The following is a 23,504-nucleotide window of genomic DNA, read 5'->3' as shown; positions in this document are numbered from 1 at the left end:
TTGACTTCTGGCGAGGGGGTACTCGTTTTTGCCGAGAGAAGTGGATCCCTCTTGGATTGGAGTTGTTACAAGACCATTTTTTCACTCTCTAACTTAACTTTGCGAACTCTAACTTTATGGCTGGCTCATCTGCTGCTCGCAGCGTGGAAACCCTGATCAAGGCTCTGCAGAAGGCCCTGGCCCCCCTGCCAACCCGTTCGGCCCTGAAGCAAGATGTCCTTTACCTCATGGTGGATCTCCCACGGCAGGGGATGTTTAGCCGCTCTATGGTGTTGCATCGAGTTGCCAGCCAATTGGGGGGCTTGCCTGTGCAGGGAGTTAGCCAACTGGTGGTGTACGGTCGGCTTCAGGGGGAAACACAGCCGCAGTGGAAAAAAGTCTTCTACTTGTCCTCTGGGGAAAGCAGTGCCGATGCCACGCAGATTGTATTACCGGGCACCAAGATTTCTGAGATCAAGGTGCTGGAGGCCCAAAAACCTGTTGTGGATCCCGACCACAACTCCGATTTTCGCAAAGTTAAAACTCTGGGGGCACCGGTTCCCAAAATTCAGAAAGAGCGCTGGCCAGAAGCGGCTCCAAGCCAGGCCTCGGTTGGCCATGCCCCTTCCCAAGACGGGATCCCGACCCCTCTGCCTACAACTGCTCGCCCCAGTTCTCCTATCGACGTTCTGGCCAACTTTCCGACACTTGATCAATGGTTGCACAGGCCTGCTCTAAGGCCCTTCTTGGGGGGAGCTCTGGCTTTGTCTCTCCTGCTGGGGGCTGGGTTGGTGGTGCGCTCTTTTGGGCAAGCCGATGTTCCTGCCCGAGCCAGATCGCTGGGGCTGGGGATCCCGCTGTTGATCTTGGCTGCAGGGGGGGGCTGGCTGGGTTGGCAAGGCCGGCGTGCCATCAACACCTTTGAGCGGGAGGGATCCCAGGATCCCTTTACAGAAGGGCTGTCCTTTTTACAGGCCAATCCAATTCCTGAGGCGGTGGAGCGGTTTCGGGAGGCCGTGCGGCAACAGCCGAATCATGTCGAGGCCCACGTTGAGCTGGCCCATCTGTTGGCGAAAACCAACCGACTGCAGGAGGCATTGAGCCACTACCAACAGGCCAAACGCCTGAACCCGAACTTGAGCGGCATCAACACCCACCTGGTGGAAACCCTGAAGGCCCTGGCGCGGCAGTGGTTGGCCCAGCATCAGCCGGATGAAGTCTTGATCCATTTGCCCGAAGCGCTGCCCCTCACCCAGGGATCCGCTCAAGCCGAGATCTTCAGCCTGCTCGGCCAAGCCTGGGCAGAGAAGGGCAACTGGGCAGAAGCGTTGGCCCAGCAACAAAAGGCCCTGGGGCTGGATCCCCACTTCAGCGAGGCTCATCTCTGCATTGCTCAAATTCGCCTCAAGCTGGGGCAATGGGACGAGGCCATCGATTCCTGTTGGGCTGCTTTGGAGTTGAATGATCGCCTGGGCCTGGGCCACGCCGTGATGGGACAAGCGCTGATGCGCAAAGGACAGCTAAAAGCGGCAATCGCAGCCTTCCGAACTGCTCTCAACCTGGATCTCGCTCCTGAGTTGGCAGCCGGTGTGCGGGTGGATCTGGGTTTGGCAATGGTGCATGCAGGTCATCTGGCTCAAGCCAGCCAAGAGTTCAGCCAGGTGGTCTTCAATGGTCAGTTCAAAAGACAGCAGGCTCGCGCCTACTACGGTTTGGGTCTGGTGTTGGCAGGCCAAGAGCAATACAGCGAAGCCATCAAGAACTACCGGCGGGCTTTGGAGCTGGCCCCCGATCTGCACGCAGCGATGGCCGCCACTGGCCTAGCCTACTTGGGGCCCAAACAACGGGATGCCTCTGGGCGCAAGTTCATCCAGCCCCAACAGTTGCAGCAGGCTATGCAGCAGTTTGAACAGGCCCTCGAAGGAGATTCAGAGTTGCCGGAAGCTCACTTTGGCCTGGGCGAAGTGGCGCGCATCAAGGGGGATCTAACCTCGGCGGAGGCCAGCTATCGACGGGCCATTCGCAGCAATGGCAGCTATGGAGCACCTCACTATCGTCTGGGATCCATCCTTGCCCGCCAAGGCAAGCTGGAGCAGGCCATTGAACACTTTCGCTCGGCTTTGGAAATCGCTCCCAACTTCTCCGAAGCCAGAGTGAGCCTGCAACGGCTTCTCTCCAAACAGATGGAAGAGGCCCATACCGGCCTACTCGTCCCGTAAGGTGGGATAGGATCTTCCAGTTAAGGTTCTCTCAACCCATGACACCAACGCCAGGTTGGGTGGTCAGCCCTGCAACCGCCATCCAGCTCATCCAACAAGGGGCAACGCTTCTGGATGCACGCAGTGCGGAATTGCAAGCCGACGGGATCCTGAAGGGTTCAATTCCGGTGAACTGGACGGAGTTTACTCAACCAGAGGCTGCAAACAGCGGCAAGCTGTTGGCAGATGACGCCCTTCTCACCGAAAAGCTGCAAGGCATTGGCGTGTTTCGGGAGCGTCCGGTGGTGGTGGTGGCCGATCCGCTGCGGGGCTGGGGAGAAGATGGACGAATGGTTTGGATGTTGCGCAGCTTGGGTCATCCCCAGGCGGTTATGGTGGATGGGGGCTATCCGGCCCTGGTGAAGGAGGGAGTGCTGACCACAACCCGACAAAGCGCCGACGAACTGCAACGGGGCGACTTTGTAGTGCGGCGAACCGACCGGTGGAACATCGACCGGGACACTCTGCGGGCCAGCCTTGGCTCCAACCGTGTGGCGATCATCGACAGTCGCGAAGCCCAAGAATACGAGGGAGCCACCCCCTATGGTGAGGCGCGCGGTGGGCACATCCCCGGTGCTGTGCATCTCTACTACAAAGAGCTGATGGACATGGCGGGATTCCTGTTGCCGCCCGATGAAATTCACGCCCGCCTGCAAAAAGCCGGGATCTCTCCAGAAGCCGAGATCGTTGCCTACTGCACAGCCGGGGTTCGCGCCGCTTGGGTCACGGTGGTTTTAACCCACTTGGGCCGGCAAGCCAAAAGTTATTCCGGCTCCATCCTGGAATGGGCAGCCGGGGATCCCCAGCGGTTCCCGCTCCAGCCATGAGGGGATCCCTGCCCACTGTGATCTTGGCCGGATGTGGCTATGGAGCCATCGACGCCTTGCGGGCGCTCAAAGGGCAGGCACGGGTGATCGCCATCAACCCCTATCCCTACAGTGTTAATTCAGGCATGTCCACGCGGCTGCTGAGTGGTCGGTTTTCTCTGGAGCTGGTGCGGATCCCTTTGCTGGAGCATATTCAAGCCAACGGCGCCCAGTTTTTGCCGGGGCGAGTCACCCACATCCAACCCGAAGCCCGAACCCTGACCCTGGAGAGTGAAGCCGGGATGCAAACCCTTGCCTACGACTATCTGTTGGTGAATGTGGGCCGGGAGTTGCGCACCATTGATGGGATCCAACATGCCTTCACCATTCGACCGGCAGAACAATTGGTGGCCGCCCAAACCTGGATCCGGCAGTGCTGGCAACGGGCAGCCCAGGGGGATCCGACGCCGGGCCTGCTGACCTTTGTGGTAGCGGGAGGAGGCTGTACCGGCACAGAGCTGATGGGGGAACTCTACGATCTTTGCCGGGAAATGAGCGCAGAAACAGGGATCCCCTTAGCTCAAGCCCGGCTGATCCTGATCCATCGCCAGGCCCATCTGGTCGAGGGTTTCTCAGAACACTTCCGCCGTGCTGTGGAAAGAGAAATCCGCCGTCTGGGGGTGGAAATCTGGGCCGGATGTCAGGTGAAAGCCTTTGGGCCGGAGCAGGTGTGGCTCTCGGATGGCACCGAGTTGATGGCTCAGACTCGCCTGTGGGCAGGTGGCTTCCAGGCGCCGGCCTGGTTGAGCACCTGCGGCTTGCTGACAGGGCCGACGGGATCCCTGCTTGTGGATCAATACCTGCGGGTGCAAGGCTCAGAGCACATCTTGGCGGTGGGGGACTGCGCTGACTTTGTTTGGGGATCCCGCCTCTTGCCCAAGATCGGCGTGTACGCGGTGCGCCAGGGGCCGATTGCAGCCCAAAACCTGCTGCGGCTTATCCGCGGCCAACCTCTGATCCCCTACCGACCGCAGGCCACGGTTTTTGTTTGTGTAACGGTGGGGAACCGCGTTGCCGTTGCCGAGAAAGGCAGGCTGGTCTGGCGCGGCTATGCAGCCACGGTGCTGAAGAACTTTTTTGATTGGCTGTACATGCGCAAACTTAAGCCCCTGCGCTGGCAGGAGTTTTTCTACTGACTCAAGCTCTACCAAGAACGGGGTTAAGATCAAAACCAGATGGGCCAGGTCGGGCTCGCTTCCCAAATCCTGAATATCTGAGAACTATGGCTATTCCCGGCGGCAATGGGCTATGAGCGGATCGACTTTTGCCGACCGGCCAGAGCAGCGACCAACCAGGAGCAACAATGCCTCTAGATAACCTGCGCGGACTCTATCAGCAAGTCATTCTGGAGCGGTACAAAAAGCCCCACAACTTCGGCAGAGTGGATCCCGTCCACCGCCACCAACGTGGCCACAACCCCTCCTGTGGCGACACCATCGACCTCACCTTACAACTGGATCCCAGCCAGGAGCGGATTGTCGATATCAAATTCGAGGGGGCAGGCTGTGCCATTGCCCTGGCTTCTGCCGATCTCATGGCGGATGCGGTGCGGGGGCGCACCATCCCCGAAGCTCTGCAGTTGGTGGAGCGCTTCCAAGCCATGATGCGCGGTGGCGAAGAGTTCCCGCGGGAGCAACGGGCTTTGAACGCCATGAAAGGGGTAGCCCAATTTCCAGTGCGCATCAAATGCGCCAACCTGGCCTGGCATGCGCTCAAATACGCGCTGGAATCGCCCGAACCCCAGGCCAATGGGTCGGCCTTTGTGAGCAACGAAAACACCGACTGACCGCCTTCCGCATACCCGAATATCGGCTGGAAACTCAGGGGCAATCAATCGTGTTGATTAACTGGAGACATTCCCCTGGTGCTCCCACTGGATCCCCAGAGCGTTGACGAGGGTGTTAACAGGCCCGAGCCTTCTGCCGTTGTCGCTGTTGGCGTTCTAGAGCTTCAAACAGGGCTTGAAAATTGGCTTCGCCAAAGCCTGTGGCTCCACCCAACCGTTGGATGACCTCGAAAAAAAACGTGGGCCGACCAAACAGAGGCTGAGTGAAGGTTTGCAACAACAGGGGGGGGTGTGGGGAATTAGAAGCAGGCAAGGTGGCATCCAAAAGGAGCTGCTGCTCCACCAAGTCGTGCCAGGAGATGGCGGGGGGCAACCCACCAGAACGGAGTATTGCTCCAGAAGCCAGCTCCCTTGCCAGGTTTGTGTAGTACTCCGGTGGCACCTGCAGAAAGTTTACGCCTCCCTGTCGCAGCCGGCGCACACTGGCGAAGACATCTGAGCTGTGCAACGCCGCATGTTGCAGGCCAGGGCCATGATGGGCATCCAAAAACTCCTGGATCTGGGAAGCGGCACAGGTGGGCTCGTTGATGGCCAACTGGATCCCGGCTTCAGGATCTCCCACCACCACACTTTCTAGGCCAGAGGTGTTGGTGCGGATGCTGTAGCGATACAAAGGCCGCCAACCCAGCACCTGCCCATACCAATCCGCTGCCGCCTGCAGGGATCCCTGCTCCACGTTCAATACCAGGTGATCCCAGTGGGAAAACAGGTTCTCCTCAGCAGGGGCTGAATCGGGGATCCCTGAGCCGGGGAGCAAAGAATGCCGAAGTCCATAGGGGGTGCGCAGGCGCAGAGTGGGGCCGCCTTCCTCTTCTGCCGGGATCCACTCCACTTGGGCTCCTCGCCTCTGCAAAAGCTCTGCCAAGCCCAACAGCTCTTGCTCCTCCACCGCCAAGGCCACATCCACCACCCCAGGCGAATGTTGCTGCAAATAGCGATCCACCTCATCCCCGGCGTGAGCCGGCTGAGATAGGCGCAAGCGCAGGGATCCCTGACGCAGACAGAGGGTACTGCCGAGCTGTCCTTCCATTCGGAAGCCCCAAACTTGACAAAAGTGTTCCTGCCAACGGGGCAGATCCCAAAGATAGAAGTGCAGGTGATGGATCCCTTGGACGATTCGATTGGACTGGTTCATAGAGCAAGGCACTGCTAAGGTAAAGGCCGAGTATCCTGACGTTCTCACGGCAACAGACGACCTGGGCCGTCCTACCTCAGCATAGGCCCGCCATTTGCCGATGGAAAAGCGTAAAACAACGTTAAGAAGATATTAAAACAGCATTAAAAAATAGGATGAAAATAAGATTAAAAAATCACGCAACCGAAAATATCCTCAGAGCGCAAGGGACTAAAATTAAATCAGGCGAGGTGTATTTAGAACGCCTAAAAAAGAAACAGAAGAGTTGCTAAAAGCCCTTCGTAGGATCCCTATAAGCCTTGCAGAGATCTATTGGTTCTTTAGCTCTCTTTTAGAGCCTGCGTGGGGCAAAGGCCGGGGTGCTGCCTCGCCCTGTCGATAGATTATCAGGCGTAATAGCCGGGAGGATTGTTATGGTTGCCAGTGTGCAGCGTTCTGTAGCATCACCTACAGAATTGAAGGCGGAACCAAGGACGGGATCCAACGCAGACGGTCAAAAAGTTTTGAGCGATTTTGCGCCGGGATCCTGGCAGCGCTCCATCGACGTCAGAGACTTTATTCAGCGCAATTACACCCCCTACACCGGTGATGAAACCTTCTTAGCTGCAGCCACCGAGCGCACCCAGCGGCTGTGGGCCAAGGTCAAGGATTTGATGGCTCTGGAGCGAGAGCGAGGGATCCTAGATGCCGATACCGCTGTTCCCTCTACCATCACCAGCCACGCCCCTGGCTATATCGACCCAGAGCTGGAACAGATTGTGGGGCTGCAGACGGACAAACCTCTGAAGCGGGCCATCATGCCCTTTGGCGGCATCCGCGTGGTGGAGTCTTCCCTCAAAGCCTATGGCTACGAGTTGGATCCCCGCACCAAGGAAATTTTTACCCAGTACCGCAAAACCCACAACGACGGCGTTTTTGATGCTTACACCGAAGAGATGCGCCGCTGCCGCCGCTCCGGGATCATCACCGGCCTGCCCGATGCCTACGGTCGGGGTCGCATCATTGGGGACTACCGGCGGGTGGCCCTCTACGGGGTGGATCGGCTCATCGAAGACAAGCAGGCCCAAAAAGCCAGTCTAGACCTGGACACGATGGACGAAGAGACCATCCGCCTGCGGGAGGAGCTCTCCGAGCAGATTAAGGCCCTACAAGAGCTGAAAGAGATGGGATCCCGCTACGGGTTTGACCTGGGCCGTCCGGCAGCCAACGCCCGCGAAGCCATCCAATGGCTGTACCTGGCCTACCTGGCAGCCGTCAAGGAGCAAAACGGGGCGGCCATGTCCTTGGGGCGGGTGTCCACCTTCCTGGACATCTACATCGAGCGGGATCTGCAGGCCGGGATCCTCACCGAGGAAGAGGCCCAGGAGCTCATTGACCACTTTGTTATGAAGCTGCGCATGGTCAGGTTTTTGCGCACGCCCGAGTACAACGAGCTATTCAGCGGGGATCCCACCTGGGTTACCGAGTGCATCGGCGGCATGGGCCTGGATGGGCGGCCTTTGGTTACCAAAACCAGCTTCCGCATGCTGCATACCCTCTACAACCTTGGCCCAGCGCCCGAGCCCAACTTGACCGTGCTCTGGTCGGAGCGGCTGCCGGAAGCCTTCAAGCGCTACTGCGCCAAGGTCTCCATTGAAACCAGCTCCATCCAGTACGAAAACGACGACTTGATGCGCCCCTACTGGGGGGATGACTACGGCATCGCCTGCTGTGTGTCGGCCATGCGCATCGGCAAGCAGATGCAGTTTTTTGGAGCGCGGGTGAACTTGGCCAAGTGCCTGCTCTATGCCATCAACGGCGGTCGGGATGAGATCTCCGGCGAGCAGGTGGCTCCTGCTTTCGCCCCCATCACCGCCGATGTCCTGGACTACGACGAGGTGTGGCCGCGCATGGCGCAGATGATGGCCTGGCTGGCCAAAACCTACGTCAACACCATGAACATCATCCACTACATGCACGACAAGTACTGCTACGAGCGCCTGGAGATGGCCCTGCACGACCGGGACGTGCTGCGCACCATGGCCTTTGGGTTGGCCGGCCTGTCGGTAACAGCCGACTCCCTATCCGCCATCAAATACGCGCGGGTACGGGCCATCCGGGATGAGCGGGGCCTAGTGGTGGATTACGCGGTGGAGGGCGACTTCCCCAAATACGGCAACAACGACGACCGAGTTGACTCCATTGCGGTGCAACTGGTGCAGACCTTCATGGCCGAGCTGCGCAAGCACAAGACCTACCGCAATGCCATCCCCACCCAGTCCATCCTCACCATCACCTCCAACGTGGTCTACGGCAAGAAAACCGGCAACACCCCCGACGGGCGGCGAGCGGGCGAGCCCTTTGCCCCAGGGGCCAACCCCATGCACGGCCGGGACACCAAGGGGGCGGTGGCGTCGCTGGCTTCGGTGGCCAAGCTGCCCTACGACGACGCTCTGGATGGGATCTCCAACACCTTCTCGATTGTGCCGGCGGCCCTAGGTCGCACAGCGGAGGAGCGGGTTGCCAATCTAGTGGGGCTGCTGGATGGCTACATGCGGGATGGCGGTTTCCACCTCAACGTCAATGTTCTCAACCGCGAGACCCTGCTGCATGCCATGGAGCACCCGGAGCTCTACCCACAGCTCACCATCCGGGTTTCCGGCTATGCGGTGAACTTCATCAAGCTCACCCGCGAGCAGCAACTGGATGTCATTAACCGCACGTTCCATCAACACTGCTAAAAGACCAGCCTGGGGATCCCTGAAGTCCGCCCATACCGGGGTCGATGGAAGGGATCCCCCATCGATAACCGAGGAGGCCCGATGACGATGACTGTTTGTAGCGCTGCGGATCTGGTCAGCCAGTATGCCTCAGGACGGCGCGATTTTCGGGAGATCGATTTGCAGGGGGCTGAGCTGCAGGGGATCCATTTGGCTGGCGCCGATCTCAGCTATGCCGATTTCAGTGGGGCCAACTTGGCGGGGGCCAATTTGCGGGGGTGCGATCTCAGCTATGCCGACTTCAGCGGAGCTAACCTATCGGGAGCCGATCTGCGGGGATGTCTCCTCTTTGGCAGCAATTTCCGAGGGGCGCTCTTAGAAGGAGCCTTGTTGGATCACGCAGATTTCGATGCCTATACCCATTTCCCGAAGGATTTCGATCCCAAGGCCCACCGCCTGCACGGCATCACGGTGGATACCTCCGTGCCTAGCCCACACGACCCATCGGTCTGAGCTGGGTGGGATCCCCAAGCTGCCCTTTCGGCTTTTTATCCCCCTTTCTCCCTTCCAGCCAGGATAGCAGCGGTCTAGCTAAAAGACCCTAGGGATCTAAAAAAATCTAGTCCCAACCTAATCCAAAGAGAAATGGAAACTGTGTTCTATTTAACCTGAGTTAGCAATCTGGAAGAAAACCTCAAGATTGATTGATATTTTGCAAAAGTCATCCAGGATAAAAGTATGGATACCGTTATGAACCCCCTGACACCAATTGCCGGGCGCATTCACTCGGTGGAAACCTGTGGCACCGTCGATGGGCCAGGAATCCGCTTCGTGATTTTCACGCAGGGTTGTCCACTTCGCTGTTTGTATTGCCACAACCCCGACTGTCGGGATCCGCAGGCGGGACAGCTTGTTACAGTTGAGTCTTTAATTGCCGAGATCCAACGTTACAAGAATTACTTGCGAGGGGGGGGAGTTACGGCTACCGGGGGAGAGCCTTTGCTGCAACCTGACTTCGTGGCCGAGATCTTCCGTCGCTGTCATGAGTTGGGCTTGCACACGGCTTTGGATACTTCTGGCTATGGGCAACTGGAAGCAGCCAAGCCTGTGTTGGAGCATACAGATTTGGTGTTGCTGGATATCAAGTCTTATCTGCCGGAGCTGTATCGAAAGGTCACCGGTGTTTCGCTAGAACCCACTCTTAATCTGGCCCGCTATTTAGACCAGATCCACAAGCCCACCTGGATTCGTTTTGTACTTGTTCCGGGGCTGACAGATCCCGAAGAAAACATAAAGGGTTTGGCTCAGTTTGTGGCGACGCTTTCTAACGTTGAGCGGGTAGAAGTTTTGCCCTTTCACAAGATGGGGGAATACAAATGGCAGCAATTGGGATTGCCTTACACCCTTGCCAATGTCGATCCACCCACACCCGAACAGGTGAATCATGCCTTACAGATCTTTCGTGCCCATGGATTGGTGGCTGTTTGACCGTTCTGCAGTTTCAGCTTGGGTCACCATAGCCAGGTCATGCTCAGATCCGAAGGGATCCCCAGTTGATCTCAAAGACCTCTGAACCATCTCCAGACCAGCCCTGAGCTGACTGGAATCCAAGTTGATCCCCAGGCTAACTTTACGGACTCTATGTGAACTGAAGAATACCCCAAGAGGAGGGATCCCCAATGGAAGTTTGCGTCACCTACCGCGATGGTGTTCAGTTTCAAGCGGAAAGCCGAGGGCACCGCATTCTCAGCGACCAGCCTTTGGACAATCACGGTCGAGATCAGGGAATGACGCCGCCGGAATGGTTTCTGGCTTCTCTGGGCGCCTGTGTTGGTTTTTATGCCGTCAAATATCTGGAAGCTCGGCAGTTGGATCCCAGTGGAATAGAGGTGGTGGTCACGGCGGAGAAAGTTGAGCATCCGGCTCGCCTAGACAACATTCACATTCGTGTAAAAACTGGGATCCCTCTGGACGGAAGGCATCAAAAGGGGCTGGAAAAAGCAGTTGATGCCTGCATCATTCACAATACGCTCACCCATCCCCCCACCCTGACCACCGAAATCCAAGTTCCTGCTCCTGTTGGCGCCTAGATTGCCATTCGAGTTATTCGACTATTTCCAACTATCCGATTGTCAATTGTTCCTATCGTCTAAGTCTTGATGAGTTTTGGAGGGATCCACCGATGCCAGTAACCAATCTAGCCGAGCTGGAAACCTTGATCCAGCAGGTGAAGGCTGCCCAAGCTGAATATGCAACTTTCACCCAAGAACAGGTAGACCGGATTTTTCACAGAGCCGCTCTGGCTGCCAACAACGAACGGATCCCGCTGGCCAAGCTGGCGGTACAGGAAACCGGCATGGGTATTGTGGAGGACAAGGTGATCAAAAATCACTTTGCCTCGGAATACATTTACAACAAATACAAACACGAGAAAACCTGCGGGGTTATCGAGCGGGATGAGAGTTTTGGCTACGAGAGAATTGCTGAACCGGTGGGTCTTTTGGCAGGTATTGTGCCGGTAACCAACCCTACCTCGACGACAATTTTCAAGGCTCTGATCACCCTAAAAACCCGCAACGGCATTATCTTTTCTCCCCACCCGCGGGCTAAACAATGCACCATTGCCGCGGCCAAAGTGGTCAGAGAAGCTGCCGAGGCAGCGGGCGCTCCTGTGGGGTTGATCGGCTGGATCGACGAGCCCACCATCGAGCTGTCCCAGGCTTTGATGCAGCATCCTGAGGTGAAGCTGATCTTGGCTACCGGCGGGCCTGGCATGGTCAAAGCGGCCTATTCTTCGGGCCACCCGTCTTTGGGGGTGGGAGCGGGCAATACCCCGGCAGTGATCGATGCCAGTGCCGATATTCCCATGGCTGTCAGCTCGATTTTGTTGAGCAAGACCTTCGACAACGGCATGATCTGTGCCTCAGAACAGGCAGTGGTGGTGGTGGATGCCATCTACGAGCAGGTCAAGGCCGAGTTCGGCCATCGGGGGGCCTACATTTTGGATCCGGAACAAATCGAAGCCGTGCGCCGCATCCTTCTCAAAGACGGTCGCCTCAATCCGGCCATTGTGGGCCAGTCGGTGCAGACCATCGCTGCCCTGGCCGGGATCCAGGTTCCCGAAGGTGCCAAGCTGTTGATCGGGGAAGTGGAGAAGGTGGGGCCGGAGGAGCCCTTCTCCTACGAAAAATTGGCCCCTGTTCTGGCCCTCTACCGAGCCAAGGATTTTCACAGCGCCGTAGATGTTGCTGTCCAACTGGTCAATTTCGGCGGGCGGGGACACACCTCTGTTTTGTATACAGATCCCGCCAATCGGGACGATATTGCCTACTTTGAAAATGCCCTGCAAACCGGTCGAGTCTTGATCAACACTCCCTCTTCACAAGGGGCCATTGGGGATCTCTACAACTTCAAGCTAGATCCCTCTCTGACTTTGGGCTGTGGCACTTGGGGAGGCAATTCGATCTCCGAGAATGTGGGGCCGCGCCACCTGCTCAACATTAAAACGGTAACCCAACGTCGGGAAAACATGCTCTGGTTTCGGATCCCGCCCAAGATTTACTTCAAGCCCGGATGTCTGCCTATTGCTCTGCGGGAATTGGCCGGCAAAAAACGCGCCTTTTTGGTGACCGATAAGCCGCTCTTTGAGTTGGGCATATTGCATCCCATCACCCAGGTTTTGGATGAGATTCGCGTGAGCTGGGATGTGTACCACGATGTAGAGCCGGATCCCACCCTCAGCAACGTCAATCGCGGTCTGGAGCAGTTGCGCCAGTTTCAACCGGATGTGATTATTGCGGTCGGTGGGGGATCCCCGATGGATGCGGCCAAGGTGATGTGGCTGATGTACGAGCAGCCCCAGGTGGAGTTTGAAGGCTTGGCGATGCGCTTTATGGACATCCGCAAGCGGGTTTACGAGCTGCCGCCACTGGGGCAAAAAGCTCAGCTCATCTGCATCCCCACCACTTCCGGCACGGGATCCGAGGTGACGCCCTTTGCCGTAGTGACCGATGACCGGGTGGGGATCAAATACCCCCTGGCGGACTACGCCCTCACCCCCACCATGGCCATTGTGGATCCGGATCTCACCTTAAAGATGCCCAAGAAGCTAACGGCTTACGGCGGCATCGATGCCCTCACCCATGCTCTGGAAGCCTATGTGTCGGTGATGGCCAGCGACTTTACCGATGGGCTGGCATTACAAGCCATCAAGCTGCTCATGACCTACCTGCCGCGGGCCTACGAGAAGGGCGCCGAGGATCCCGAAGCGCGGGAAAAAGTCCACTACGCCGCCACCATTGCCGGCATGGCCTTTGCCAACGCCTTTTTGGGGGTGTGCCACTCCCTGGCCCACAAGCTGGGATCCACCTTCCATCTGCCCCACGGCCTGGCCAATGCCCTGATGATTACCCACGTCATCCGCTACAACGCCACCGACGCCCCCTTTAAGCAGGCCATTTTTCCCCAATACCGCTATCCCAACGCCAAGCACCGCTACGCTGAAATTGCCGATTACCTGCAGTTGGGCGGGGCGGAGTCCTCTGACGATGAAAAGGTCATGCGCCTCATCGAGGCCATCGAAGAACTCAAGCGGAAACTGGGGATCCCGGCCACCATTCGCGAGGCCCTGGGCGAGAAGGAGCGGGAGTTCTACGACCGTCTGGAGGCGATGGCGGAGCAAGCCTTTGACGACCAATGCACCGGCGCCAACCCCCGCTATCCCCTCATTCAAGACATGAAGGAGCTGTACGTTTTGGCCTATCGGGGCTGCCGGGTGGATTCTGCCCTCTACCACCAGCCGGAACCAGTGTTGGCCTAAGGAGTAGGGTATGTGGCAACGACTGGATCCCAGTGTGGATATCTGGAGGGCCCGATCCCATCCCCTGAATCCCATTTTTCTGCCCCGTTCGGTGGCGGTGGTGGGGGCCACGGAGCGGGAGGGCAGCGTGGGGCGGACGGTGTTGTGGAACCTCATTAGCCACCCCTTTGGCGGCACGGTTTACCCGGTCAATCCCAAGCGGCACCAGGTGTTGGGGATCCGGGCCTACGAGCGGCTGTCCGCTCTGCCGGAGCCGGTGGATCTGGCCATTATCGCCATTCCGGCAGCGGGGGTGCCCAAGGTGGTGCAGGAGTGCGTAGAAGCCGGGGTCAAGGGCGCCATTGTTCTTTCAGCAGGCTTCAAGGAAACGGGCCCTGCTGGCTGGGAGCTGGAGAAGCAAATTCAGCAGACTATCCAATCGCGTCAGCGGGACGGAGTCCTTGGGAAGCTGCGCTTGATTGGCCCCAACTGCCTGGGGATCCAAAACCCCCACACGGGCTTAAACGCCACCTTTGCTGCCCAGATGGCCCGGCCCGGCAATGTGGGCTTCATCAGCCAAAGTGGGGCCCTGTGCACCTCGATCCTGGACTGGAGCCTGCAGGAAAATGTGGGCTTCAGCGCCTTTATCTCTCTGGGATCGATGCTGGATGTGGGCTGGGGAGACTTAATCGACTACTTGGGCGAGGATCCCCATACCCACAGCATTGTCTTGTACATGGAATCCATCGGGGATGCCCGCTCTTTTTTGTCCGCGGCCCGAGAGGTGGCCCTGAGCAAGCCCATCATTGTCATCAAGGCGGGGCGCACCCAGGCGGCAGCCCAAGCAGCCGCTTCCCACACGGGCTCCCTCACCGGCAGCGACGCAGTGTTGGATGCGGCCTTCCGCCGTTGCGGCGTGCTGCGGGTGGATCACATTGAAGATCTCTTCGACCTGGCGGAAGTGCTGGCCAAACAGCCCCGTCCTCAGGGCCCTCACCTGACCATCCTCACCAATGCCGGCGGGCCAGGGGTGCTGGCCACCGATGCCCTCATCCGCGCCGGGGGATCCCTGGCCCAGCTCTCCCCCCAAACCCTGGAGCAGCTTAACCAGCTCTTGCCCCCCCACTGGAGCCACGGCAATCCCATTGATATTTTGGGGGACGCAGATCCGGAGCGCTTTGCCCAAGTTTTGGAAGTGGTGTTGCGGGATCCCGGCAGCCAGGGTTGCCTGGTCATCCTCACCCCCCAAGCCATGACGGATCCCACCCGCACGGCTGAGAAAGTGGTGGAGACCTGGCGGCGCAGTGGATCCCGGCAGCCTATCCTGGCCAGTTGGATGGGGGGAGCTGGCGTGGATGTCGGCGAGCAGATCCTCAACCAGGCCGGGATCCCTACCTACCGCTACCCGGATCAAGCGGCGCGGGTGTTTAGCCATCTGTGGCGATTTAGCTACAACCTCAAGGCCCTCTACGAGACCCCCACTCTGCCCCCTTCAACAGCGGTAGAGCGCGACAAGGTGCAGCAAACCTTTAGCCAAGCTCGGCGGGAAGGTCGAACGCTTCTAACCGAGGCGGAGTCCAAAGAGATCCTGGCCGCCTACGGGATCCCGGTGGTGCCGACGCGGGTGGCCGAGAGCCCCGAAGCAGCAGTGGAAGCTGCCGAGGCCATGGGTTACCCAGTGGTGGTGAAGCTCTACTCCCACACCCTCACCCACAAAACCGATGTGGGCGGCGTGCAGCTCAACCTGCCCGATGCTGAGGCGGTGCGCCGGGCTTTCGGGCAAATCCTCCGCAACGTCAGCGAGAAAGCGGGGCCGGAGCACTTCCAGGGGGTCACGGTGCAGCCGATGGTGGACACGGATGGCTATGAGCTGATCCTGGGGAGCAGCCAGGATCCCCAGTTTGGGCCGGTGTTGCTGTTTGGCAGTGGCGGACAACTGGTGGAGGTGTTTCAGGATCGCTCCATTGGCCTTCCCCCCCTCAACACCACCTTGGCGCGGCGCCTGATGGAAAACACCCTCATCTACAAGGCCCTCAGGGGGGTACGCGGACGCCCAGCTGTCGATCTGGAGGCCCTGGAACAGCTCTTGGTGCGCTTTAGCCAACTGGTGGCCGAGCAGCGGGAGATTAAAGAGATCGACATCAATCCGCTGCTGGCTTCCAGCGAGGGCCTGCTGGCTTTGGATGCCCGCGTCATTTTGCGAACCGAGCAGGATCCCCAGGTGCCCTTGGCCATCCGCCCCTATCCCACCCAGTACATCTGGAGCTTCCGGGACGGCATCACCATTCGCCCCATTCGCCCTGAAGACGAGCCTTTGGTGATCGATTTTCACCGCCACGTCTCCGATTACAGCGTCTATCTGCGCTACTTCCACCCGATCAAATACAGCGCCCGCATCGCCCACGAGCGCCTTACCCGCATTTGCTTTAACGATTACGACCGCGAGATTGCCTTAGTAGCAGAAAAACAGGAGCCAGAGGCCAATCGCGTCAGCGGGACGAAGTCCTTAATCCTCGGCATCAGCCGCCTCTCCAGAAAACATGGCTTTCCCCAAGAAGCAGAGTTTGCCATGCTGGTGGCGGATCCCTATCAACGGCAAGGGATTGGCACAGAGCTGTTGACCCGCCTCATCCAGGTGGCCCGCTGCGAAGGGATCCAGCGCCTCACCGGCGAGGTTCTTGGCGAAAACGAGGCCATGCGCCGCCTGTGTCAGCGGCTGGGGTTTCAGTTGCGCCCTTCTCCAGAGGATCCTGGCATTCTCAAGGCCACGCTGGATCTCGCTGTCGATGCGGCGATCCCCACCCCCTGTCCTGCCTAGGGATCCTTAAATAAAAACGGTTTGCCGACCGGCTTACCGTAGAATAGGAACAAGGGCCTGCTCCTTCCGCCTACAGCAAGCGGAGCCCCTCTGTCGGAGAGAGGCTGGGGGCGAGGGCGGCCCGAGGTTTTGAGGACGGCTATGGAGGTTACAAAGACAGGCGGGATCCAGAGGCTGCCGGTGAGCATGGGGCGGTGGCTGGGGATGGGATCCCTAATTTTTGGCCTTCTTCTTGGCCTCAGTGGTTGTGTCAGCGGTATGGGCTCAGGGGGATCCAGAGAGGAAGTAGCGATTCTCCTGGCCTCCTTTGCGGTAACTCGAGACGCTTACCGGAAAATCGTTCCTGCCTTTGAGGCCCACTGGCTGGCTAAAACGGGGCAACGGGTGCGGGTGGAAAGCAGCTACGGCGGCTCGGCAACGCAATCGCGGGCAGTTATTGACGGGCTGGATGCCGATGTGGTGGCCTTGGCCCTGGCTTTGGATGTGGAGCGCCTCGTGGCTGCGGGTCTCATCCAGCCGGGATGGGAAGCCCGTACCCCCAACCAAGGGATCGTTACCCGTTCGGTGGCAGTAATTGTAACGCGGGAGGGCAACCCCCAGGGGATCCGCTCTTGGCAAGATCTGGCTCGGCCCGGCTTGCAGGTGGTTACCGCCAACCCCAAGACCTCAGGGGGCGCCCGCTGGAACTTTTTAGCCCTCTGGAGCGCTGTCCCTGAACCCCAGGCTCTGGCCTTCACCACCCAGGTCTACAAGAATGTCCGCATTTTGCCGCGGGACTCACGAGAGGCCACCGATGTTTTTTTCCAAAAAGGGCAAGGGGATGCCCTGCTCACCTACGAACATGAGGTGATCTTGGCCAGCCTGCGCGGCCAATCCCTGTTCTATGTGGTGCCGGATCCCAACATTTCCATCGACAACCCCGTAGCCGTGGTGGATGCCAATGTGGATCGCAAAGGCACCCGTGCCGTGGCCGAAGCCTTTGTGGACTACCTATTCACCCCAGAAGCGCAGCGGGCTTTTGCCGAGGTGGGCTTTCGCCCGGTGGAGCCGACGGTGGCCCAAGAGTTTGCCTGGCGGTACCCTCCTGTTGAGAAGCGGGTTACCGTCGCCGACCTGGGAGGCTGGGAGGTTGTCCAAAGCCGCTTTTTTGCCGATGGGGCCTTGTTTGACCGCATCCAAGCTCAGTTGTAGGGAGTCTCCCTTGTTTTGGATCCCCATTCAAGTTATCTTGGGAGCTGTATCAACGGTTTGTTGACAGGTTTACCGTAGATTAGCCGCGAGTTTAACTGCCCTCACCCTCTCCAGAAGACTCAGCCGGCAACCATCCAGCAACTTCTCAGGCAAACCACTAGCTAGGCAGAACCTATGGGTATCACCATCGAAGGGGTATCGAAGCGTTTTGGGCAGTTTCAGGCCCTTCACCCCACCGATCTCACCATTCCCACGGGATCCCTGGTTGCCCTCTTGGGGCCGTCGGGTTCTGGCAAATCCACCCTGCTGCGCCTGATTGCCGGCCTAGAAAAGCCGGATACGGGGCGGATTTCCCTCACCGGGCGGGATGCTACCCATGCCAGCGTCCAGGAGCGCAACATTGGTTTTGTTTTTCAGCACTACGCCCTGTTCAAGCACATGACGGTGCGGCAGAACATCGCCTTTGGCTTGGAGATCCGCAAGGCTTCACGGGCCGAGATCCGGGCGCGAGTGGATGAGCTGTTGGAGCTGGTGCAGCTATCGGGGTTCGGGGATCGCTACCCCTCTCAACTCTCTGGGGGGCAGCGGCAGCGGGTGGCCCTGGCCCGCGCTTTGGCGGTGGAGCCGCAGGTGTTGTTGTTGGATGAGCCCTTTGGGGCCCTGGATGCCAAAGTCCGCAAAGAGCTGCGCAAGTGGTTGCGGCGCCTGCACGATGAGGTGCATGTGACAACGGTATTTGTAACCCATGATCAAGAGGAAGCCATGGAGGTGGCGGATCAGATCGTGGTGATGAACCAGGGGCGGATCGAACAGGTGGGATCCCCGGCAGAAATCTATGACCATCCAGCTACACCCTTTGTGATGAGCTTTGTCGGCCCGGTCAACGAGCTTTCTCCCCGCTCCCAACTCTTTTGCCAGCTTCCCGAGGTGCAGGCCGGCCCGCATCAGCTTTTTTTGCGCCCCCACGATGTGCAGATTGAGGTCAACCCCGGCAGCAGTGGTGTTTCTGCCCGCGTTAAGGAGATCATCCACCTGGGTCGGGAGATTCAGGCAGAGCTGGTTCTGAGCGACGGCGGATCCCTGTGGGCCCATCTCAGCCGCGAGCAATATGCCAACCAACCCCTGCAGGTGGGGCAGCAGGTCTATGTGCGCCCCAAGGTGGTGAAAGCCTTTCCCGTCAAAAAAACCGAGATGACCGCAATGCCGGTGGGAGCTTGAGAAACGTTGCTGCAAGCTTTGTCTCAACTGTCTTGGCCGTGGCGGCTGACCCTGGGCTATCTCTTCTTGATGTTGATTCTGCCGCTGGCTGCCTTGATTGCCAAGTCCAGCAGCGTGGGCTGGGCGGAGTTTTGGCGGATCGCGACCGATCCCGTGGCCCTCTCCGCCTATGAAGTTACTTTTGTAACCGCGTTGCTGGCGGCTCTGATCAACGGCGTGATGGGCACCCTGACTGCCTGGGTGCTGGTGCGCTACGCCTTCCCCGGCAAAAAGCTTCTCGAGGGGTTGATCGATCTGCCGTTTGCTTTGCCCACCGCCGTGGCCGGCCTCACCCTGGCAACGGTTTACAGCAGCAACGGCTGGATTGGATCCCTTCTGGCCCCCTTGGGGATCCGCATCTCCTTTACCCGCTTGGGGGTGGGGGTGGCGATGCTGTTTATTTCTTTTCCCTTTGTGGTGCGGACGGTGCAGCCGGTGTTGCAGGAGCTGGAGAAAGATGTGGAAGAGGCAGCCTGGAGTTTGGGGGCTTCCCGCTTTCAGACCTTCCGGCGCGTGGTGCTGCCCCAGATCCTGCCGGCGGTGCTCACCGGGGTAGCCCTAGGGTTTTCCCGCGCCGTGGGGGAATACGGCTCTGTGGTGATCATCGCTTCCAGCATTCCCTTTCGGGACTTGATTGCGGCGGTGCTGGTGATTCAGCGGCTGGAACAACACGACTATGCTGGGGCAACCGTGATCGGAACGGTGATGTTGGGGATCTCTTTCCTGTCGCTGGTGGTAATTAACCTTCTGCAAGCCTGGGGAAGTCGCCATGAAACCTGACGAGGTAGCAGGTGTCAAACCGAAGCCCTCAACATGGCTGTCGGGCCTGTTGATCGGGATCGTCGGGCTTTACATCGCGCTGCTGCTCGGGATCCCGGTGGTGAACATCTTCTATCAGGCGTTTCGAGAAGGGATCCCAGCCTTTCTCCATCGCCTGACGGAGCGGGAGTTGCTCAGTGCCCTGCGGTTGACGGTGCTGACGGCGCTGGTCGTTGTGCCCCTCAATACCTTTTTCGGCCTCTGTGCCGCCTTGGCCATTGCCCACCGGCGTTTTCCGGGGCGGGCCCTGCTCCTGAGCCTGATCGACTTGCCCTTTTCCATTTCCCCGGTGGTGGCCGGCCTAATGCTGGTGCTCATCTTCGGGCGTCAGGGTTGGCTGGGATCCTGGAACTTGCGGGTTATCTTTGCATTTCCGGGCATTGTGTTGGCAACGGCTTTCATCACCCTTCCTTTTGTGGCGCGGGAAGTGTTGCCGGTGTTGGAGGAGGCAGGCACCGACCAGGAAGAAGCCGCCAAAACGCTGGGGGCGACCCCCTGGCAGATCTTCTGGAGAATCACCCTGCCCAACATCCGCTGGGGCCTTCTGTACGGCGTCATCTTGACCAATGCCCGCGCCATGGGGGAGTTCGGCGCTGTGGCTGTGGTTTCCGGCAACATCATTGGCCGCACCCAGACCTTGCCCCTGTTCGTGGAAGATGCCTACCGCAGTTATGCCACCGGCTCAGCCTATGCGGCGGCGGTGGTGCTCTCCTTGCTGGCGGTGGTAACCCTAGTGGCTAGGGAGTTCCTTGAGCGGGGATCCCATTCCCGCCGGATCTTTTGATCCGTCAGGGTGTGGATCAGACGGGCTCGGTGAGGATCTCCGGCAGACAAACCTTAGTGCCCCCCAGGCCGCAGTAGCCGCGCGGATTCTTGGCCAGATATTGCTGGTGGTAGTCTTCGGCGTAGTAAAACTCAGGCGCGTCTAAGATCTCGGTGGTGATCTGGCCGTAGCCGTGGGCGGTCAGGGCCTGCTGATAGAGATCGCGGGTTTTTTCCGCCAGCTCCCGCTGCGCCGGAGAATACACATAGATGCCGGAGCGGTATTGGGTGCCCACATCATTGCCTTGGCGCATCCCCTGGGTAGGGTCGTGATTTTCCCAAAACACCTTCAGCAGTTGGGCATAGCTGACCTGAGCTGGGTCGTAAACCACCCGCACCACCTCGTTGTGGCCAGTCAGGCCAGTACAGACCTCTTCATAGGTGGGGTTGGGGGTAAACCCGCCAGCGTAGCCCACCGCTGTGCTGAACACCCCTGGCACCTGCCAAAACTTGCGCTCTGCCCCCCAGAAGCAGCCCATGCCGAACATGGCCAGCTCCATGCCCTCGGGAAAAGGCGGCTGCAGCGGATTGCCGTTGACAAAATGCCGATTCACGATCACCATCGGCTCGGCCCGGCCCGGCAAGGCTTCTTCCGGTTTGGGCAGGGACAGTTTCTTGCCAAGTTTGCCAAAGCCAAAGAGCACCATAGGGACAGCCCGATACATTCGTCAACAGTTACCAGCCTAGCTCAGTTGGCTCCTCATGTGTTGGAAAAATCCTTGATCGGGTCAGCTCACCGATTCAAAAGCCCCCAGCCGCTTGGCCACTAGCAGATAGACGATCATGATCCCCATCGGCACAACCGTGAAGGCTGCCGCCAAGGGAATGTTGCCAGAGGTGCCCTGAAAGGCGAGAACTGCCTGCCCGATGAAATAGCTGGAATTGCCCAGAGAATAAGGCACCACAAAATCTCCCAATGTTAAGGAAAAGGTGAAGACCGACCCGGCCAGGATCCCTGGCAAGGCGAGGGGAAGAGTAACATGGCGGAACGTTTGCCAACCCTGAGCTCCCAAATCTGCAGAAGCCTCAATTAAGCTATCAGGCACTCGCTCCAAAGCCGCCTGGATCGGCAGAATCATATAGGGCAGCCAAACATAGAGAAACACCAAGAAAATACCCAAGTTGGATACAGCCAGCGATGGCCCACCGATCCCGGGCAACTGCAAAATCTTTTCCACCCAGCCCTGTAGGCCCACATGGGTGAGTAGATAGGTAAGGATCCCTTCTTTGGCCAGGATCAACTTCCAGGCATAAACCCGAATCAAATAACTAGACCAAAGCGGTAGGAGCACCAACAAGTACAAAAAGTCCTTCCAGCGAGGAGAGGCCAGTCTGACCATGGTATAAGCCAGAGGAAAAGCCAACACAATTGCAGCTAGGGTCACTGCCAAAGCCATAGTCAAGCTGCGGACAAAGATATCCACGCTGGCAGGAGTGAGCAGCTCCCGATAGGTGGCCAAAGTCAACTTTCTCAGGATCAGGCCGGTAAAGGGATCCAGATGATAAAAACTTTGCAGCAGCAGCGCCAGCAGCGGCCCCAAGTAAAAGACCAGCAACCAAATGAGAGGTGGCCCCAACAGAATGGCAAGGATGAGCGTCGGGTGATGATAGAGGAATCCAAACAGATCGGGTTTATCGGTTATCTGAGTTGTTTTGGCCATGGCCAGGCAGGCATGAAGATCAGCTTTTCATTCCCTCTTTTTGGTGTTATTGGAATTGTAGGTCGACGAGCCAATAGAATTCAACAGAATTGGGATTGAGAAAGTGCGAACAGGCAAGAGGGATTGGCTTGTCTACACCTGCCGGCGGGTATCCTTTGAGGGAAAACGGCAATCAGAAGATGCCGGTATGGTCATTTCGACTCAAACTAGGACACTGCACCCACACCTAAAACATTGGTCGCGTCGTCGCGTCAGCGCTGCGGAGCAATAATGCATGGGGCCATAAGGCTTTTCTCGTATAGCCCAGGTGTCTCACTCTAGCCTAAACGACCATATCTTGCTTGGCGGGAAGTGGAGGGCCATCGTAGACAGGGATCCTTTGAACCTTTTGGGGGCATTGGGAGTCAGACAAAGCAAGGTTGAGAACAAGGGAGCGTCCTCTCGTGCAGGCGGCAAAGGATACATCCGATTGGGAGCTGATCCAGCGCTGCCTCAACGGCGACAGCCAGAGCTTTCGCCAACTCTACCGCAAATACCAGCAGTCGGTACGGAATATCCTTTATCCCTTGTGTGGAGCCGATCTTTTGGATGACCTGGTACAGGAAGTGTTTATTCGTGCCTGGAAAGGGTTGCCTCGGTTTCGCGGCTCGGCCCAGTTTTCCACTTGGCTGTATCGCATCTGCTGGAATATGGCCTCAGATCAGCGACGGCGCTGCGCCCGGCAACACTCCCAAACCCAAAACCTGGCCCTCGGATCGGATATCGCTCACCCTGGCCCCGACCTGATGCACTTGCACTACCAACAGGCTCTACAGCAAAGCATGGCTCAGCTTAGCCCTGAACACAGAATGGTTCTGATTCTACACGACCTAGAAGATCTGCCCCAGAAAGAAATCGCCGAGATTTTAGGGATCCCGGTGGGAACGGTGAAGTCCCGGCTGTTTCACGCCCGTGCCACCATCCGTCAACACCTACTTCAGGAGGGCATTACCCCATGAGTGAGCACCCCAACCCCCTAGCAGACGAGCGGCTGCGCCACTTTTTGCGTCAATATCGCCCCCTCCCTCCCCCTGCGGCCTCTGGGCTGGAGGAGCAGATCCTTCAAGTTGTGGCGACTCATCCACTTCATGGCCGGCTCAAGCACCCTTGGCGTTGGGTTGGCATCTCCCTTTTGGCGGGCGCTTTGCTGGGCTGGATTGGCTATCAGCGCTGGCAGGTACAGGTGGTGGCCCAGGAGACCGAAGCCCTAGAAAGTTTTTTGGTGAGCACTTGGGGAAGCTTGCTGAGCCCAGAGGGAACAGAAACCGAAACTTGGTGGATAGAACGCGATCCAGAGGGATCCTAAATCCATCAGC

At 58.4% G+C, this 23,504-nt stretch carries 19 protein-coding genes; 16 read left to right on the top strand and 3 right to left on the bottom strand.

All coding sequences use genetic code 11. From position 1 onward, the window contains the following. The first annotated feature begins 116 nt into the window (after positions 1 to 116). The 4 genes from ACVWZG_RS00530 (at position 117) to sufU (ending at position 4,889) form a co-directional block, all read left to right on the top strand. Positions 117 to 2,198, top strand: a complete 2,082-nt coding sequence (locus tag ACVWZG_RS00530) for a tetratricopeptide repeat protein (RefSeq protein ID WP_457404827.1) — start codon at positions 117 to 119, stop codon at positions 2,196 to 2,198. Positions 2,199 to 2,236: 38 nt separating this feature from the next. Further along, the gene (locus tag ACVWZG_RS00525; RefSeq protein ID WP_457404825.1) at positions 2,237 to 3,064 is read left to right on the top strand and encodes a sulfurtransferase; all 828 of its coding nucleotides are present in this window, start codon (positions 2,237 to 2,239) and stop codon (positions 3,062 to 3,064) included. Beyond that, positions 3,061 to 4,239 (top strand): NAD(P)/FAD-dependent oxidoreductase, encoded by a 1,179-nt coding sequence (locus tag ACVWZG_RS00520; protein WP_457404822.1) that lies wholly within the window; start codon positions 3,061 to 3,063, stop codon positions 4,237 to 4,239. Before ACVWZG_RS00525 ends, ACVWZG_RS00520 begins: the two co-directional genes overlap by 4 nt. A gap of 167 nt (positions 4,240 to 4,406) precedes the next feature. Beyond that, complete coding sequence (gene sufU / locus ACVWZG_RS00515; RefSeq protein ID WP_011434254.1) at positions 4,407 to 4,889, top strand: Fe-S cluster assembly sulfur transfer protein SufU; 483 nt, start codon at positions 4,407 to 4,409, stop codon at positions 4,887 to 4,889. Positions 4,890 to 5,004: 115 nt separating this feature from the next. On the opposite strand, the gene ACVWZG_RS00510 is transcribed toward sufU, so the two are convergent. Beyond that, on the bottom strand, positions 5,005 to 6,084 hold the full coding sequence (locus ACVWZG_RS00510) for a VOC family protein (RefSeq protein ID WP_457404820.1): 1,080 nt from the start codon (positions 6,082 to 6,084) through the stop codon (positions 5,005 to 5,007). Positions 6,085 to 6,497: 413 nt separating this feature from the next. On the opposite strand from ACVWZG_RS00510, the gene pflB reads away from it, so the two are divergent. The 10 genes from pflB to cysW all read left to right on the top strand — a co-directional run bounded on the left by pflB (position 6,498) and on the right by cysW (position 20,450). Next, a complete protein-coding gene (pflB, locus tag ACVWZG_RS00505; protein ID WP_414350064.1) occupies positions 6,498 to 8,804 on the top strand; it encodes a formate C-acetyltransferase in 2,307 nt (768 codons plus the stop codon). 81 nt (positions 8,805 to 8,885) lie between these two features. Next, positions 8,886 to 9,296, top strand: coding sequence for a pentapeptide repeat-containing protein (locus ACVWZG_RS00500; protein ID WP_457404818.1), 411 nt, complete (start codon positions 8,886 to 8,888; stop codon positions 9,294 to 9,296). A 225-nt stretch (positions 9,297 to 9,521) separates the two neighbouring features. After that, positions 9,522 to 10,271, top strand: a complete 750-nt coding sequence (gene pflA, locus ACVWZG_RS00495) for a pyruvate formate-lyase-activating protein (protein WP_457404816.1) — start codon at positions 9,522 to 9,524, stop codon at positions 10,269 to 10,271. Between the two features lie 191 nt (positions 10,272 to 10,462). Beyond that, complete coding sequence (locus tag ACVWZG_RS00490; protein ID WP_457404815.1) at positions 10,463 to 10,873, top strand: OsmC family protein; 411 nt, start codon at positions 10,463 to 10,465, stop codon at positions 10,871 to 10,873. 92 nt (positions 10,874 to 10,965) lie between these two features. Continuing rightward, positions 10,966 to 13,602, top strand: coding sequence for a bifunctional acetaldehyde-CoA/alcohol dehydrogenase (gene adhE, locus ACVWZG_RS00485; protein ID WP_457404812.1), 2,637 nt, complete (start codon positions 10,966 to 10,968; stop codon positions 13,600 to 13,602). A gap of 10 nt (positions 13,603 to 13,612) precedes the next feature. Continuing rightward, positions 13,613 to 16,399, top strand: coding sequence for a bifunctional acetate--CoA ligase family protein/GNAT family N-acetyltransferase (locus tag ACVWZG_RS00480; protein WP_457404810.1), 2,787 nt, complete (start codon positions 13,613 to 13,615; stop codon positions 16,397 to 16,399). Between the two features lie 186 nt (positions 16,400 to 16,585). After that, positions 16,586 to 17,590 carry a sulfate ABC transporter substrate-binding protein gene (locus ACVWZG_RS00475; RefSeq protein WP_457385683.1) on the top strand — a complete coding sequence of 335 codons (1,005 nt, stop codon included), beginning with the start codon at positions 16,586 to 16,588 and terminating at the stop codon, positions 17,588 to 17,590. 174 nt (positions 17,591 to 17,764) lie between these two features. After that, positions 17,765 to 18,808 carry a sulfate/molybdate ABC transporter ATP-binding protein gene (locus ACVWZG_RS00470; protein WP_457398029.1) on the top strand — a complete coding sequence of 348 codons (1,044 nt, stop codon included), beginning with the start codon at positions 17,765 to 17,767 and terminating at the stop codon, positions 18,806 to 18,808. 6 nt (positions 18,809 to 18,814) lie between these two features. Next, on the top strand, positions 18,815 to 19,627 hold the full coding sequence (gene cysT / locus ACVWZG_RS00465; RefSeq protein WP_011431904.1) for a sulfate ABC transporter permease subunit CysT: 813 nt from the start codon (positions 18,815 to 18,817) through the stop codon (positions 19,625 to 19,627). Then, entirely contained in the window at positions 19,617 to 20,450 is an 834-nt protein-coding gene (cysW, locus tag ACVWZG_RS00460) for a sulfate ABC transporter permease subunit CysW (protein ID WP_414350068.1), read from the top strand. Before cysT ends, cysW begins: the two co-directional genes overlap by 11 nt. Positions 20,451 to 20,466: 16 nt before the next feature. Here the strand turns inward: cysW and msrA are convergent, their stop codons facing one another. Then, entirely contained in the window at positions 20,467 to 21,135 is a 669-nt protein-coding gene (gene msrA / locus ACVWZG_RS00455) for a peptide-methionine (S)-S-oxide reductase MsrA (protein WP_414343958.1), read from the bottom strand. Positions 21,136 to 21,216: 81 nt separating this feature from the next. Continuing rightward, a complete protein-coding gene (locus ACVWZG_RS00450) occupies positions 21,217 to 22,149 on the bottom strand; it encodes an ABC transporter permease (RefSeq protein ID WP_414419678.1) in 933 nt (310 codons plus the stop codon). Between the two features lie 443 nt (positions 22,150 to 22,592). Here ACVWZG_RS00450 and ACVWZG_RS00445 point away from each other — a divergent pair, with 443 nt between their 5' ends. Together ACVWZG_RS00445 and ACVWZG_RS00440 are read left to right on the top strand one after the other, a co-directional pair. Beyond that, on the top strand, positions 22,593 to 23,147 hold the full coding sequence (locus ACVWZG_RS00445; RefSeq protein ID WP_457404807.1) for a sigma-70 family RNA polymerase sigma factor: 555 nt from the start codon (positions 22,593 to 22,595) through the stop codon (positions 23,145 to 23,147). After that, positions 23,144 to 23,494, top strand: coding sequence for a hypothetical protein (locus ACVWZG_RS00440; RefSeq protein ID WP_414343942.1), 351 nt, complete (start codon positions 23,144 to 23,146; stop codon positions 23,492 to 23,494). Before ACVWZG_RS00445 ends, ACVWZG_RS00440 begins: the two co-directional genes overlap by 4 nt. The last annotated feature ends 10 nt before the right edge of the window (positions 23,495 to 23,504 follow it).

It is taken from the genome of Thermostichus sp. OS-CIW-33 (assembly GCF_054059615.1).
The sequence above is the reverse complement of the archived record's forward strand: the minus strand, read 5'-3'. Positions and strand labels throughout refer to the sequence as shown.